This is a genomic window from Patulibacter minatonensis DSM 18081, assembly GCF_000519325.1.
Taxonomy (GTDB): Bacteria; Actinomycetota; Thermoleophilia; order Solirubrobacterales; family Solirubrobacteraceae; genus Patulibacter; species Patulibacter minatonensis.
On record NZ_KI912613.1, the window covers coordinates 2,782,186 to 2,795,903 of the forward strand.

A 13,718-nucleotide genomic window follows, 5' to 3' on the forward strand; every position below is an offset into this window, starting at 1 on the left:
CGGGACGGGACACGGGGCGGGAGGCACGATCGGACCCGACCGGCCCCGCGGCGCCCGGGGTCACGGCGTCTCGGCGCTGCCCGAGTTGATGCCCGGGATCTCTCCGGGCTGCAGGTTCGGGGTGGCGTTCGTCGGCGTGGTGCGCGTCGTCGTGGTCGTCGTGCCGGTCCCGTCGTCGGTCACCGCGACCTGCGGCAGGCCGAGCGTCCGCCGGGTGCGGATGAGGTCCGTGTTCGACAGGCCGGTGAGGGCCTCGCCACGCGCGAACGTGTCGTTCTGGGAGAACAGGCGCGTCAGGAGGACCCGCACCGACGCGGTGCGCAGGACCCGGGTGTCCCCGTACAGGTAGACGGGGAGGATCAGCGGGTAGGTCCGGTTCACGATCGTCTGCTGCGACGGGAACTTGCAGTCCGGCTTCGCGCTCGAGGTCTGCCGGCGCTCGTCGATCTCCAGCGGGCGCAGGACGTCCGAGTGGAGCTCGTAGAACGTGTACGGCACGACCCCGAGGCGGCCGCTGGAGAACACCTGGGACGTCCGGTCCGACCGGAACCGCGTGGTCTGGGCGTTGACCTCGGCGTTCTGCTTGCGGACGGTGTCCAGGCGCGCGCGGCGCTTGGCGGCGCGCACCCGTGCGGCGTTGTCGCGCTCGAGCTGCTTCGGGTTCTTGACGGCCTTCTTCGCGCGCTTGCGGGCCGCGTTCTCGGCCTCGATCTGCCGCACGACCTTGCGGGCGGCGATCGCCTCGGCGCGCCGGATCTCCTCGATGTCGGAGCGGCGCCGCTGCCGGGCGATCGACCGGTTGTACGCACGGGTCTCGCGCGCCAGCAGGTCGATGCGGTCCTGGTTGGTGACCCAGTCGCTGAGGTCGTTGTACTTCGCGTACTCGCGCAGGTCGCCGCGGTAGTCGCTGCGGGCGACGGCTCCCACGGGCCGGCCGAAGGCCTTGATCGCCACGACGTTCGTCGCCGGGTTCGTCGCCGGCGGAGCGGCGGCGGCGAAGCCCGTCGTCGCGAAGCCGATCTGGCGCCAGTTGTTGATCGTCGAGCCGCGGGCCAGCATCGACTTGACGGCGGCGAGCGTCAGGCAGTCGCCGCCGATGTCGCGGCCGTTCTCGGTCACCAGGACCGCGGTCGCGTACCCGAGCGTGACCTTGCCGGACACCGACAGGCCGTTCTGCTCGCACTGCGCGAGCTCGGTCTTCGTGATCTCGCGGTTGGACTGCAGGACGTCGACGCGGCCGGAGCAGAGGTTCGAGAAGCCGGCGTCGGTCGGCTCGACGATCGTGCGGAATGTGACCGGGTTGCGCTCCCGCTGCAGGGACCGGACGGCCGCGGCGGACGCGCTGCCCGTCGACGGCACGGAGAGCGCGACCTCGTCGGCGTTGCGGCGGGGGAGGTTCTGGCGACGCTCGCGGATCGTCTTGCTCTGCTGCGCCTGCTGCATCTCGCGGGCGGACGCGGCGACCTGGTCGCCGCGGATCATCTCGGGGTCCGACGACACGCCGCAGCCGGCGAGCGCGATCGCGGACGCGGTGACCAGGCCGAGCGGGAGGGTGCGGCGCATCATCGGGACTCCTGGGAGGCGCGGGCGCGGGGCGGGCTGGCGGGGTCGTTGTAGAGCCGGCCGAGCGACACGACCTCGAAGTCGCGGAGCTTCAGCTCGCTGAGCGAGTTGGCGGACAGGATGTTGCGCCAGTCGGCGTTGCTCTGCGCGTAGAGCGTGGGGGAGTCCGCGCGGTCGACGATGATCGCGCCGTACGTGTAGAGCGCCTGCAGGACGGCGGTGGCGCCCTTGGAGCGCTTGCGGCGCCCCTCCTGCACGATGTAGCGCTTCGACCGCTGGCGCTTGCCGTTGATCGTCACGATCTCCTTCGACCGGATGCGCCGCTGGTTCATCCGCCGGAACGCCGACGGCTTCAGCCGGATGCGGGCGCCCTGCGGCAGGGACCGCGTGCTCGCCAGGCCGTTGGTGGTGCCGGCCGGCAGCACGAACTTCTGCGACGCCGGGCCGGGGACCGCCATGGCGAGCGTGTGCGGGATGCGGCCGGCCTTCGCCTCGCGCGGCCGGATCAGGCCGGCGAGCATCGGCAGGCCGGACCCGCGGACGCTAGGGACGCGGTCGGGCTCGCGGGTCGCCGGGACGGCCACGCCGTCGCCGTCGAGCGTCCACTTGCGGAAGAACTCGAACGACAGCGTCGAGCCGACGCGACGCGCGCGCCAGAGGTCGTAGGCGGTGTTCGTCGACTGGTCGACGAGGACGAGCCAGCCGTCGTGCGCGGAGTCGGCCTGGAGGTCGTTGCCCAGGCGCATCTCGCGCGGGATCGAGTCGCCGACCCGACCGCACGGGTCCTGGCGGCAGACGAGCGTGACGGGCTCGCCGGCCCCGACGGGGTACACGCCCGGCGCCCAGCCCTTGAGGTTGATCGCGAGGTTCTTGTTCTCCGGCTTCGCCTGGAGCCGCGTCTGGTCCTCGCGGAAGACGGGCTGCTCGGCGGCCTCGTTGATCATGGAGTTCGACGTACGTGAGCGCTCGAGGCTCTGCACGGGCGTGTTCCACGGGCTCGACGCGGCGAACGGGTTCACGCCACCGAAGTCGACGGTCGTGTCGATCGTCGTGGCGGCCGGGACGGTCGTCCTGGTGGCGGGCCGGGGGCCGGTCGTCGTCGCGGTCTCGGCGACGGGGGTCTTCGGCTTGGACTCCCCGCAGCCCGCGAGCACGACGGAGGCGCCGACGACCGCGAGGGTGCCGGCGATGCGGTGGGTGTGGGTCACGGTGCGGTCTGCGGGTCGAGCTGGGCGTTGAGATCGGCCGTGGCCGTGGTGCTCGTCCGCGCGTCGGCCGACGGGGAGGTCGGGACGGCGGAGGTGTCGCGGGAGCGCTGCTGGCGCTCGCGCTCGATGGCGCGCTTGCGGGCGTCCTCGACCGCCTGCCTGGCGGATTCCTTCGGGTCGACGCCCGCGACCGAGAGCAGCACGTAGCGCCCGGAGCGGTAGACGACGCGGAGCCCGTCGACGCGGCCGTCGGCGGCGCGCGGGTAGCGCTCGTTGATGCTGCCGTCGTTCGCGCCGCGGGAGACCAGGATGTACTGGACCTTGCCCCACGGGTCGTCGAGGACCCGGAGGAAGTACTTGTCGCCCTTGTCCACGCGGTCGAGGAAGACCTGCGGACGGCCGGTCAGGAGGATCACGCCGCCGGAGGTGGAGTTGTCCGCCAGGACGGTGTTCTTGCGCTTGTCGGCGAGCGCCTTGACGAACGCCGCCATCCGCTGCTCGGGCCGGATCCCGACGTCGTAGCCGCCTCGGGAGGCCTTGCCCTCCTGGTCCTTCTGGTTCAGCACGCCGCGCAGGAACGCCTGCTCGAGGTTCTGGTACGGGTACTTGTCCATCGCGACGCCGGCCAGCGGTATCGCGACGACGAGGCCGACGAGCCCGAGGAACTGGCCGAAGCCGCCGAGGGTCCTGCCGATCCAGATCGCGGTCGCGATCCCGAGCAGCATCACCGGCAGCATCGAGCGCAGCGTCAGCAGCGACAGGTCGTTGTGGATCGCCGCGTTGACGACGACGACGAGGATGCCGCCGACGATCAGGATCAGCTGGCCGAGCCCGATCCGGTGCGGGTCCTTCTCGCGCCCGAGGAACGCGACGATGCCCAGGAGCGAGAGCGGGGCGACGCCGAGGACGAGCGCGCCGCTGTGCCCGAGCAGCGTGAGGAACGAGACGGGCTGCGAGCGGTCGTCGGTCGACACGCCGCCGAACGGCTGCGCGTCGAGCACCCAGCCGAACGGGTCGGACGCGATCAGCGCACAGGCGAGGATCCAGATGACGATCGCGGCGGCGACCGGCGCGAGCATCGTGATCAGCAGGCCCTCGCGCTCGTCGTCGTGGGCGTCGCGCGCCGACAGGATGATCGAGAAGACGACGGCGAGCGAGATCGCCCACCAGATGAACCCGAAGCGGGACATCGCCATCAACGCGAGGCAGAGGCCGACGCCGGCGACGAACCGTGGCTGGTCCTCGACCGACCACGTGAAGGCGAAGTAGACCATCGCCGACAGCGCGGCGACGTAGATCATGTCCGGCATGCCCGTCGTGGAGTAGAAGAGCCACAGCGGGTTGAGGACGATCAGGACGACCATGCCCAGGCGCATCCCGAAGCCGATGCCGCAGCGCGCCATCGTGCGGTGCAGCAGGGACAGCGCCAGCGCGGCCCAGAAGCCGGAGGCGATCGGCAGCGCGGCCAGCCCGGTGGCCAGCGGCTTGATGATCGCGAACGGCAGCAGGCCGACGGTCTGCAGGGGCGGGCCCGTGAAGCCGACCGCAGCGAGCTTCGCCGGGTCGTTGTGCCAGACGTAGAACGCCCGGCTCATGATGTTCAGGGCGTCCGCCGGGACGATGTGCTGCCCGACGACCACGCGGTAGCCGATCAGGCTGAAGACGAGCCAGGAGATCAGGAAGACGGCGAGCGTCTCGAACCGCTTGATGCGGACCGGCGCGGCGAGGTCGTCCGGGCGGCGCTGGCCCTTCGACGGATCGGCCTGCGGGACCTCGTTGCCGGCGGGGAGCAGCCGCGCGATCGGCCGCGATGGGACCGGGAGCTCTGGCGGGTTCGTCGTCGTCGGTGTGCTCATGCGGCCGTCTGCGTGCTCGAGGTGCCGCCGCCGGTGCTGCCGCTGACGGGGGGTCCGCTGGAGTGGCCGGAGTCGAGGCCGTGCTCCGTCTTCTCCCAGTAGAACGGGTTGACGATCAGCTGCCAGAAGCCCTTCCAGGCGGCGATCGACATGAAGCCCCAGTACAGCGGGGAGAACAGCGCGTGGCGGACCAGGCGGAAGTAGCCGCGGTGGATCGTGCCGGCGATGTTGGCGTAGATGAAGACGAAGTTGCCGATGACGAGCTGGGCGATCGCGAAGTAGAAGACGAACCCGGGGAACATCTGTCTGATCAGGTCGAGCTGGGTCAGGGTGAACAGCGTCGTCAGGCCCCAGAAGATGGGGTTGATGAGGAAGGTCAGCGTGCCGCCGATGACGAGCTGGAAGGACACGAAGCCCTTGAAGCCCATCTGGCGGAACAGGCGGACCGGGTTGCGCATGTGCACCAGGTACGTCTGCAGGTAGCCCTTGATCCAGCGCGAGCGCTGACGGATCCAGTTCGGGAGGTCGGAGTTGGCCTCCTCGAACGTCGTCGAGTCGATGACGGCCGTCGAGAGCCCCGCCTTGTGCAGGCGGATGCCGAGGTCGGCGTCCTCGGTGACGTTGTAGGGGTCCCAGGCGCCGAGCTTCAGGAGCTCTTCGGTCTTGAAGTGGTTCGACGTGCCGCCCAGCGGGATCGGGGCCTTGGCCTTGTCGAGGCCCGGCAGCATCAGGTCGAACCACATCGAGTACTCCGTGGTGAACCAGCGGGTCAGCAGGTTCTGCTCGGAGTTGAAGTAGTTCAGCTTGGCCTGGATACAGGCGACGGAGTCCGGCGACTTGCGGAAGGCGGCGATCGCGCGCTTGAGCTGGTCGGGCGCGGCGCGATCCTCGGCGTCGTAGATGACCGTGATCTCGCCGGTGGCCTGGAGGAGCCCGAAGTTGCAGGCCTTCGGCTTCGTCTGCGGCAGCGACGGCGGCACGATCACGAGGTGGAAGTGCGGCGGGAGCTCGAGCGCGCGGATGGCGTCGATGGTCTCCTCGTCCTCCTCCTCGCAGAGCAGGCGGACGTCGAGCTTGTGGCGCGGGTAGTCCAGCGAGTGGACGCCCTTGACGAGGGCGGGCACGACCGCGGCTTCGCGGAACAGCGGGACGAGGATCGTGTAGACGGGGAGGGTCGCGTTGTCGAGGGCGTTGACCTCCTCCTCGGTGACCTCGATGCCGGCGTGCTCGCCGAGCGATCCGAGGACGAGCCGCAGCTTGTAGATCGAGACCGACAGGTGGAAGATGCCGAGGATCGCGACGAAGACCGTCAGCATCAGGATCGGGCTGAAGATCCCGAAGACCAGGAGCACCAGCGCGATGGCCGCGAAGGTGCCGAGCTGGCCCTTCGTGAAGACGACGTCGCCGGAGTCCTGCGGGTTGGTCTCCTTGAGCAGGTGGACCGCGGTGCGCGAGTACGCGTCGTTGTAGATCCGCTGCTGCAGCAGGTCGATCTCGGACGAGCGCGCGAGGAGCTCGCGGTGCTCGAGCTGCGTGTGCGCCTCGAGCCGCGCGACGGACTCGGCGGTCAGGATGTCGGCCGACGCCATCCAGAGGACGCCCTCGTGGACGAGCAGCGGGACGATGCGGAGCTCGCGCTGGAGCGGCTCGGGGATCGCGGCCAAGGCCTCGGGCTCCGGCTCGATCGTGCCGAGGTCGACGGCCGGGATGCCGTGGAGCTCGGAGAGCGCGGTCAGGAGCTGGGTCTCGTCGATGATCCCCTGGTGCAGGAGGATCTCGCCGAGGCGGCCGCCGACGACCTCCTGGTCGTGCAGCGCGGTGTCGACCTGGGCGGCGGAGACCGCGCCGTGCGTGATCAGGACGTCGCCGAGGAGCGACTGGCGCATCGGCTGGGCGACGTCGATCTGCGCGTTGGGGTCGAACCGCTCGTCGATCTCCTGCTCGAGCGCGTCGCCCGGGGCGACCTCGAGCGCGACGGGGTGGCCGAGCAGCGCGACGAGGCGCTCCTCGAGGCCCGGATGCGCCGGGTTCGCGACCGCGACGGTGACGATGCCGTCCGCCAGGGCGATCGGCACCGCGAGGAGCTCACGGCACGCGGGCTCGGCGAGGAGCTCGGCGACCAGTGGGCTGACCTGCGTGTTGCGCAGGTCGACGAACGGGAGGCCGTGGTCGCGTGCGGCGCGGTGGGCCCACGCCTCGGCGAGCGACTCCGACGGGGCGTCGCCGCCGCCGGGGGGCATCTGGATGCTGCTCATGCGTTCGGGCTCCCGACCAGGGGCTGCTTGGTGGTGGTCACGGCCTCGGAGCCGGACGCCGACGCGGGCGCGTCGGGATCGGCCGGCGGCTCGGGGGAGGCGGGATCGCCGCCCTCGTCGCCGTCGTCCTTGTTGCGGGCGGCCTTCGCCCTGCGGGACAGGCGCTTGTGCTGCCAGGTCATCCAGAAGTACCCGACGGCGATGACGATCGCCGGGACGACGAGGAAGGCGGTGAAGAAGAGGGCGAAGACGAGCGAGACGACGAGCGCCGTGAAGACGGCCTTCATCGCGTCGGCTCCGGCTCGGCGAACGTGACCACGATGCGGCCCTCCACGAGGCGGCAGGACTCGACGGGCCGGCCGAGCTCGGTGCGGAGCATGCTGGCGAGGGGCAGCGGGCGCTCGATCTCGATCTTCACGAGCACGTCGCGGCCCTCGAACGCCATCACGGTGACGGCCTCGACGCTGTGGAGCGCGAGGATGCGGCCCTCCAGCTGGTCGAGGTCCGCGAGGTCGCGGACCGGGCCGACCATGACGTCGACGGCGCCGGCGCTCAGGAGCTGGACGTCGTTGAGCGACGCGACGAGGTCCGTGCGCGGGGCACCGGCGTCGGCCGGGGCGTCGTCGAAGGCGGGGGCGGGGGGCGCGATCGGCCCGCCGTAGGTGGCGGCCGGTCCGGGCTGCGACGGATCCCGCCGCCCCGCCGCGGCCTGCGCGGCGGCGGCCTGGGCCGACGCGGCCCGGGCGGCGGAGTCTGCGGTCTGCGCCGCCGCGGCGGCCGCGGCGACTGACGCCGCGGCCGCGGCGGAGGCGTCGGCTGTGGCGCGCTGCTCCGGGGTCGCGGCGGGTCGGCGACCTCGGCGTGCGGGACGTCGCCGTTGGCGGGCTCGGTCGGGAACCCGTCGTCGGCGGTGGCGTCCAGCGGTGCGGCGCCCGGCGCGGCGTCAACCGGGTCGGCGGGGACGACGCCGGCGAGGGCGTCGTGCGGGGCGTACGCGGCGCCGCCCTGCGGGGCCGCGCGGCCGACGCCGTCGGTCGCGGGGGCGCGGTGCTGCTCGGGGGAGTAGGTGGCGAGCTCGGAGATCACGGCGTGATCGGCCCGCCGGGGCGGCAGGTGCGACGCGTGGTCGGGCGAGAGCGGGACGGTGCCGGACGACAGCGTGGAGACGCCGGTGCCGTACCCGACGGTGGGCGCCTGGCCGGCGCCGCCGCTCCCGATCCCCGCGCGGGCGACCTCGAGGGCCAGGTCGTGCAGGGCGCTCTGGGTCGTCGCGAGCTCGGCGGTCAGGCGTTCGACGACCGTGAGCAGGCGGTCGACGGTCGTCTCCTGCGACGCAGCAAGGCCCATCACACGGTCCACGTTCGGTGCCGTGTGACGAACTCCTGGCTGGGTGCTGCCGACGTCGTAGCGCTCGTAGGTCATGGATCCCTGAGGGTTCATCGTTCGGTGCTCGCCGCACGCGGGGGCACCGGTGCGAGGCGAACAGTGTCCGGTGCAAGTATCAACGCCCTATCGAGCACCGGTCAGAAGTGTGACGGATCGCCTGCGGTTGTCCACTCGCGTGCGCGGGCGCCCGCGTATCAGGCGAGAACGCAGTCATCGGCGAAACGCCTGCGGAAACCGCGATTCGGATGCTTTCACGTTCTGTGACGGGCGTCGACCGACGTTGAAGAACTTCACCCGGGTGATCAACGGATGATGCATCCCGGGGTATGCCGGTCCGTCGACGGACGGGCACGCCACCCGTACGCCGGATGGCGGGGGTGGGGCGACGCTGGCGGAACGCGCGCCGCCGCCCGCGGATCGGCCAGCCGCGCCGGCCCCGCGTGCCCGATCCGGTCCCCGTCGGGGACCGCACCGGGAGCGCGCCCGATTCTCCGGCGTCATCCGCTGTCGTGACGGAGGGGGACGGAGAACGGGCGACCGGGTTCTGCTCACGCCACCTGTCCAGTCATCTTGGACGGCCCTGGACGTTCGGTCCATCGACGGTGGATGTGCTTCACGACGGGGTCCCCGTCGCCCGAGAGGTCCCCAACGACACAGGCCACGCCGCTCGCCCGACGGGCGGCCCGAGATCGGGACGAAGATCGATATGCAGGCAGTGATTCTGGTGGGTGGCAAGGGCACGCGGCTGCGGCCACTGACCTCCGAGCGGCCCAAGCCGATCGTCCCGGTCGTCGACCGGCCGTTCCTGGCCCACATGCTCGAGTGGGTCGCCCGCCACGGCATGACCGACGTCGTGCTCTGCTGCGGCTTCCGGTCCGACGCGGTCGTCGAGGCGATCGGCGACGGGTCCGCGTGGGGCGTGAACGTCACCTGGGTCTTCGAGCCGGAGCCCCGAGGCACCGCCGGCGCGGTGAAGATGGCCGAGGAGCACCTGCAGGAGCGCTTCATGCTCATCAACGGCGACGTCCTCACCGACATGGACCTGTCCGCCCAGATCGCCGCCCACGAGCGCACCGGCGCCGTCGCGACGCTGGCCCTCGTCCCGGTCGAGGACCCCTCCGCCTACGGGCTCGTCCGCCTGGAGGACGACGGTCGCGTCCGCGGGTTCCTGGAGAAGCCGAAGCTCGAGGACATCGACACCGACCTGATCTCCGCCGGCGCCTACGTCCTCGAGCGGTCGGTCATGGACATGATCCCGGCCGGCCGCGAGGTCTCGATCGAGCGCGAGGTCTGGCCCTTCCTCGTCGGCGAGGGCCTCCACGGTCACGTCCACCGCGGCGCGTACTGGATGGACATCGGCACGCCCGAGCGGTACGTGCAGGGCATCTCCGACGTCCTCTCCGGCGCGGTCCGCACCGCGACGCTCGACCGGATGGCCTCCGGCGGCGTCATGGCCGGCGCCGACGTCCACCCGACCGCGATCGTCGCCGCCGACGCGCTCGTCGAGGGCGGCGCCCGCGTCGGTCCTGGTGCCCGGATCGGCTCCGGCGCCGTCGTCTCCCGCGGCGGGCGGATCGAGGCCGGGGCGTCGCTCCACCGCGCTGTCCTGCTGCCCGGCGTCCGCGTCGGGGCGCGCGCCCACCTCGACTCCTGCGTCGTCGGCGCCGGCGCGACCGTCGGCGACGCGGCCCACGTCACCGACCACGTGATCATCGGCGACGGCGTCCGGGTCCCGGCGGGCATCCACCTGCCCGAGCTGACGATGGATGCCCCGGCGGGCATGCACGACGCCGGCGCGCGGCCGGCCCGTCGCGGGATCGCCGCGGACTGAGCTCCACCCGCGGTGTCGGGCCGCACCCGGCCGTCCGCCCCGGGACATCGCGCGCGGCCCGCCGCCCGTCGCGTCGCTCGTCGGTAGCGTCCGGCGGGTGACGAGGTTCCGCCCGGTGGCGTCGACGATCCGCGTGGGCCGGCACCGCTCACCGGTGCTGGTGGCGGTCGCGGTCGGGGCGGTCGCGCTCGGCGGATGCGGGGGCGGCGCCGACGACCCGGCGGCCACCGCGCCCCGCGGGACCGCGGCGACGACGCCGACCGCGGGCGGCACCGCCACGACGCGGCGCGGCGCCGCGCCGACCCCGTCGTTCACCGCCCTGGCCAATGCGGTCTGCCGGGTCGAGGTCGCCGAGGTGCCCCCGGTGCCCGACCCGGGGGCGACGGTCGCCGAGGGCCGGCGGTACGTCGCCGCGATCGGGCGCGCCGCGCGCGGCCTGTCGTCCGCCCTCAGGCAACTCGAGCGGCAGCGGCCCGAGTCGCAGAAGACGCTCGACCCGCTCGTCGACCGGGCCCGGACCGTCGAGCGCACCGCGCGAGCCGCCGCCACGAAGGACGGGGAGCGGGCGGCGGACGTCCAGGACGACGTCCGCATCGCGATCGCCCGGCTGAACGAGACCTCGTCGGCGGCGCGACTCCCCGGCTGCGCGCTCTGAGGGCCGGTCCGCCGGTCCCCGGGTCCGGCCCCGGGGGCTCGCCCGAACCCGCCGTCCGTCCGCGAGTTGCGGCGTCCCGCGGCCTGATACCGACCCGACCGGAAACCGACCGCCGATCGACGCCGGGCGGGCCGATCATCGCCCCATGGTCGTGATCGCGCTGCTCCTGGTCCTCTGGCTCGTCCTGAACGTCGGCGTGATCCTCACGGCGGCCCTCCGGAGCGACGACCCGCCCGCCGAGCGCCGGCCGATGGTCGGCGAGCTCCGCGTGGTCCGGGGCGACGACGCCCGGACCGTGCGCTTCTGACGACCCGCACGATCCGCCCGGAGCACGCCCGGGCGGACGATCTGCACGATCCCTTGCAACCCGACCGCATGGAGACGTCCGGATGTGGGAACGTGTGACGGATCATGAGTTGGCTCCCCCTCCTTCTCATCGTGTGGGTCGTCGTCGATGTCGCAATCGTCGCGTTCGTCTCACACCTGGCCCGGCGCAAGACGCCGCAGGTCGGACGTTCCGGACCTCGGCGTTCGGCACGACTGCCGCAGGTCAGCGCGCGTCCGACCAGCCGCGCCGTCCACTGAGCATCCGGTCCTTCGGGAGCGGGACGCCCCGCCGGTAGGATCCGGCGGGTCATCCGTTCCGCTCCCCTCGCTCTCCGGACCTCCGACCGACCCTCGGCACTGCCCGCCCGCCTGCTGTTCGTGGCGTGGCCGCTGCTCGCCGGCCTCGGGGCCGCGTTCGCGCTGCTCGCGTACGAGAAACGGGTCGGCCCGATCCCGGGCGAGCGGTGGGTCCTCGAGCACTGGGTCCCGTGGCCGCAGCGGCCGCACCCGATCACCGACGTCGTCGCGTTCTGCAACGTGCTGGGGACGCCGCTCTTCGCGGCGGCCCTCGTCGCGGCCACCGCGTGGCTCCTCGGCCGGAGCCTCGGGCGTCGCGCCGTCGCCCTCGTCGTCATCGCCTGCGCGGGCGTGGCGTTCAACGGCGTCCTGAAGACCGTGATCGGCCCGACCCCGCTGTGGGCCGAGGCCCGCGGGGGTGCCGGCGTCGCCGGCGACAACTTTCCGAGCGGCCATGTCGTCTACGCGACGGTGCTCGCCGGGGCGCTCGGCGTGCTCGCGTGGGAGCGCCGCCGGACGGACCTCGTCCTCTTCGCCGTGATCGCGATCGTCGTGATGGGCCCCGCGCGGGTGCTCGAGGGCGCGCACCTCACGAGCGACGTGATCGCCGGGTACCTCGTCGGCGCGGGCTGGCTCGTGGCGGCGGTGCGCCTGACCGGCCACGGGCGCCGGGTGGACGCCGGGGAACGCGGGTCGGCCGCCGTCGACGCGATCCCCCGCCGCCCGGCCGGCGCGACGCGCGACTGAGGGTCTGCGTCGTCCCCCGCGGCGGCGGGTAATGGATCGGAGAGCGACACGCTCGACCACCTGTCCGCTCGGTGCCCCGATCGTGCCCTGTACCCCGTCGACCCACCGCACCACGGGTGCCCCGCGTGCGAGGCTGGTCGTCACGTGACCACCGTCCTCCTGCTGATCGCCGTCTGGGTCGTCGCCGCTTCGTCGATCGTCGCGGTCGTGATGGTGCTGCGGGCGATCGCCGGTGCCCGTGCGGCCGCCCGGACCCACCTGCCGTTCCTGCAGGGCGGACCGGACCGCCGGCAGACGCCGGAGCGCACGCTCGCCGACCGCCCGCCGCACCGCATGGTGCACTGACGGCGCGACCGGCTCCGCGGTTCGGCGGCCACGGCCGCCGTCACATTGGCGTTTCGATTCGAACCCTCGTCCGAGGTCGGGCGGCGGGCGCGATCCGCGGTCGATCAAGGGGGCACGCGGCTCGGACCACACCGCCGCGGCCCGTGGTGACCGTCGACTCGGGGGTCGCCGGTCGCCACGGGGTCCAGACGCCCGGTGCCCGGCGACGCCACGGCACCGCCGATCGCCGGGATCCGGCGAAGGAGCCTCCGCGTGCCCACCACCGACCACTCCGACGGGGCGGCAGCCGCTGCCGTGCGCGACCCGGCGGACCGGACGACGCCGCCGGTGCGTGCCCGCGTCCGCCTGGCCGTCGCGGCGACGATCGTCGCCGTCGCGGCGGCGGTGCCGGCCGACGCGACCGCCGACACCCCCGCGGCGCCGGAGGGCGGCGCGCTGAGCGCGGCCCCGGCCCCGCCCGGCACCGCCCCGCTGGTCTGCGTCGTCGACGGCGGTGTCCGGGCGGTGCCCGCGATCGGTGCGCAGCTCGTGCTCTCCGACGTGCTCACGGCGGTGGCCGGCCTGCTGGACCCCGGGGACGACCACGGCACGCTCGTGGCGGAGTCGGTGCTCCAGACGTGGCCGTGGGCGCGGATCGCGTCGGTCCGGGTGCTGCAGGGCGGGTCGGCGGACGGGGCCCTCGTGCCGCGGGCCGTCGACCGGTGCGTGGGGCTCGGGGCGGCGGTGGTGAACCTGTCGGTGGTCAGCACGAGCGCGCAGCCGCAGGCGGTCGTCGACCAGACGCGCGCCGCCGTGCTGCGTGCGCGCGACGCCGGGGTCGACGTCGTGGTCGCCGCCGGGAACGCGGGCGGTCCGGTCCTCTTCCCCGGCAGCGCGGCGCCCGACGTGGCGATCGTCGTCGACGCGACCGACGGCGCGACGCGCTGCTCGTTCGCGTCCACGGGTCCCGACGTGGTGGTCGGGGCGACGGCGTGCCCGACGTGGCTGCCCACCTTCGACGGCCGCGGGTGGGCGCCGCAGGCGGGATCGTCCTTCGCGGCACCCCAGGTGGCGGCCGTGCTGGCCGCGATGCGGGCGTACGCCCCGGGACTCGACGCCGCCGCCCGCCGCGGGGTGCTGTCCGGCATGCCGGGCCGGCTGCTCGACCCGGCGGAGGTCCTGCGGCGGATCGGCCGGGCGGACCTCCTGCCGACGGTCGCGGCGGGGACGACCGCGGGCGCCGAGCCGGGAGCCGGCGGGTCGTCGGGC

13 protein-coding genes are annotated in these 13,718 nt (G+C 73.3%); 6 read left to right on the forward strand and 7 right to left on the reverse strand.

Going from position 1 to position 13,718, the window contains the following annotated elements:
* Nucleotides 1-60: 60 nt before the first annotated feature.
* Genes PATMI_RS0112790 through PATMI_RS0112820 form a run of 7 tightly spaced genes read right to left on the reverse strand, consistent with a single transcriptional unit; the run spans nucleotide 61 to nucleotide 8,322 of the window.
* On the reverse strand, nucleotides 61-1,566 hold the full coding sequence (locus PATMI_RS0112790; RefSeq protein ID WP_157260746.1) for a substrate-binding domain-containing protein: 1,506 nt from the start codon (nucleotides 1,564-1,566) through the stop codon (nucleotides 61-63).
* Nucleotides 1,563-2,771 carry a hypothetical protein gene (locus PATMI_RS0112795; protein WP_026911177.1) on the reverse strand — a complete coding sequence of 403 codons (1,209 nt, stop codon included), beginning with the start codon at nucleotides 2,769-2,771 and terminating at the stop codon, nucleotides 1,563-1,565. Before PATMI_RS0112795 ends, PATMI_RS0112790 begins: the two co-directional genes overlap by 4 nt.
* The gene (locus PATMI_RS0112800; protein ID WP_026911178.1) at nucleotides 2,768-4,627 is read right to left on the reverse strand and encodes a hypothetical protein; all 1,860 of its coding nucleotides are present in this window, start codon (nucleotides 4,625-4,627) and stop codon (nucleotides 2,768-2,770) included. The genes PATMI_RS0112795 and PATMI_RS0112800 overlap by 4 nt, the downstream gene beginning before the upstream one ends.
* Nucleotides 4,624-6,882, reverse strand: a complete 2,259-nt coding sequence (locus tag PATMI_RS29755; RefSeq protein ID WP_051471540.1) for a GspE/PulE/PilB domain-containing protein — start codon at nucleotides 6,880-6,882, stop codon at nucleotides 4,624-4,626. Before PATMI_RS29755 ends, PATMI_RS0112800 begins: the two co-directional genes overlap by 4 nt.
* A complete protein-coding gene (locus PATMI_RS0112810) occupies nucleotides 6,879-7,169 on the reverse strand; it encodes a hypothetical protein (RefSeq protein ID WP_026911179.1) in 291 nt (96 codons plus the stop codon). Before PATMI_RS0112810 ends, PATMI_RS29755 begins: the two co-directional genes overlap by 4 nt.
* A complete protein-coding gene (locus tag PATMI_RS0112815) occupies nucleotides 7,166-7,414 on the reverse strand; it encodes a hypothetical protein (RefSeq protein ID WP_026911180.1) in 249 nt (82 codons plus the stop codon). Before PATMI_RS0112815 ends, PATMI_RS0112810 begins: the two co-directional genes overlap by 4 nt.
* A gap of 20 nt (nucleotides 7,415-7,434) precedes the next feature.
* The gene (locus tag PATMI_RS0112820) at nucleotides 7,435-8,322 is read right to left on the reverse strand and encodes a hypothetical protein (protein ID WP_169738365.1); all 888 of its coding nucleotides are present in this window, start codon (nucleotides 8,320-8,322) and stop codon (nucleotides 7,435-7,437) included.
* Nucleotides 8,323-8,974: 652 nt separating this feature from the next.
* On the opposite strand from PATMI_RS0112820, the gene PATMI_RS29760 reads away from it, so the two are divergent.
* From PATMI_RS29760 to PATMI_RS0112850, 6 genes are all read left to right on the forward strand, one after another.
* Nucleotides 8,975-10,099, forward strand: coding sequence for a nucleotidyltransferase family protein (locus tag PATMI_RS29760; RefSeq protein WP_084269914.1), 1,125 nt, complete (start codon nucleotides 8,975-8,977; stop codon nucleotides 10,097-10,099).
* 97 nt (nucleotides 10,100-10,196) lie between these two features.
* On the forward strand, nucleotides 10,197-10,754 hold the full coding sequence (locus PATMI_RS0112830; RefSeq protein WP_026911182.1) for a hypothetical protein: 558 nt from the start codon (nucleotides 10,197-10,199) through the stop codon (nucleotides 10,752-10,754).
* 145 nt (nucleotides 10,755-10,899) lie between these two features.
* Complete coding sequence (locus PATMI_RS36705) at nucleotides 10,900-11,061, forward strand: hypothetical protein (RefSeq protein ID WP_157260748.1); 162 nt, start codon at nucleotides 10,900-10,902, stop codon at nucleotides 11,059-11,061.
* A 398-nt stretch (nucleotides 11,062-11,459) separates the two neighbouring features.
* Nucleotides 11,460-12,125 carry a phosphatase PAP2 family protein gene (locus PATMI_RS0112840; RefSeq protein WP_026911183.1) on the forward strand — a complete coding sequence of 222 codons (666 nt, stop codon included), beginning with the start codon at nucleotides 11,460-11,462 and terminating at the stop codon, nucleotides 12,123-12,125.
* 144 nt (nucleotides 12,126-12,269) lie between these two features.
* On the forward strand, nucleotides 12,270-12,470 hold the full coding sequence (locus tag PATMI_RS0112845; protein ID WP_026911184.1) for a hypothetical protein: 201 nt from the start codon (nucleotides 12,270-12,272) through the stop codon (nucleotides 12,468-12,470).
* Nucleotides 12,471-12,722: 252 nt separating this feature from the next.
* The coding region (locus PATMI_RS0112850; RefSeq protein ID WP_026911185.1) for a S8 family serine peptidase at nucleotides 12,723-13,718 on the forward strand (996 nt) is incomplete at its 3' end.

Excerpts from the sequence above, each read along its gene's own strand:
- PATMI_RS0112790 (WP_157260746.1), bottom strand. The coding sequence starts at position 1,566 with ATGATGCGCCGCACCCTCCCGCTCGGCCTGGTCACCGCGTCCGCGATC.
- PATMI_RS0112800 (WP_026911178.1), bottom strand. The coding sequence starts at position 4,627 with ATGAGCACACCGACGACGACGAACCCGCCAGAGCTCCCGGTCCCATCG.
- PATMI_RS29755 (WP_051471540.1), bottom strand. The coding sequence starts at position 6,882 with ATGAGCAGCATCCAGATGCCCCCCGGCGGCGGCGACGCCCCGTCGGAG.
- PATMI_RS0112810 (WP_026911179.1), bottom strand. The coding sequence starts at position 7,169 with ATGAAGGCCGTCTTCACGGCGCTCGTCGTCTCGCTCGTCTTCGCCCTC.
- PATMI_RS0112815 (WP_026911180.1), bottom strand. The coding sequence starts at position 7,414 with ATGGTCGGCCCGGTCCGCGACCTCGCGGACCTCGACCAGCTGGAGGGC.
- PATMI_RS0112820 (WP_169738365.1), bottom strand. The coding sequence starts at position 8,322 with ATGAACCCTCAGGGATCCATGACCTACGAGCGCTACGACGTCGGCAGC.
- PATMI_RS29760 (WP_084269914.1), top strand. The coding sequence starts at position 8,975 with ATGCAGGCAGTGATTCTGGTGGGTGGCAAGGGCACGCGGCTGCGGCCA.
- PATMI_RS36705 (WP_157260748.1), top strand. The coding sequence starts at position 10,900 with ATGGTCGTGATCGCGCTGCTCCTGGTCCTCTGGCTCGTCCTGAACGTC.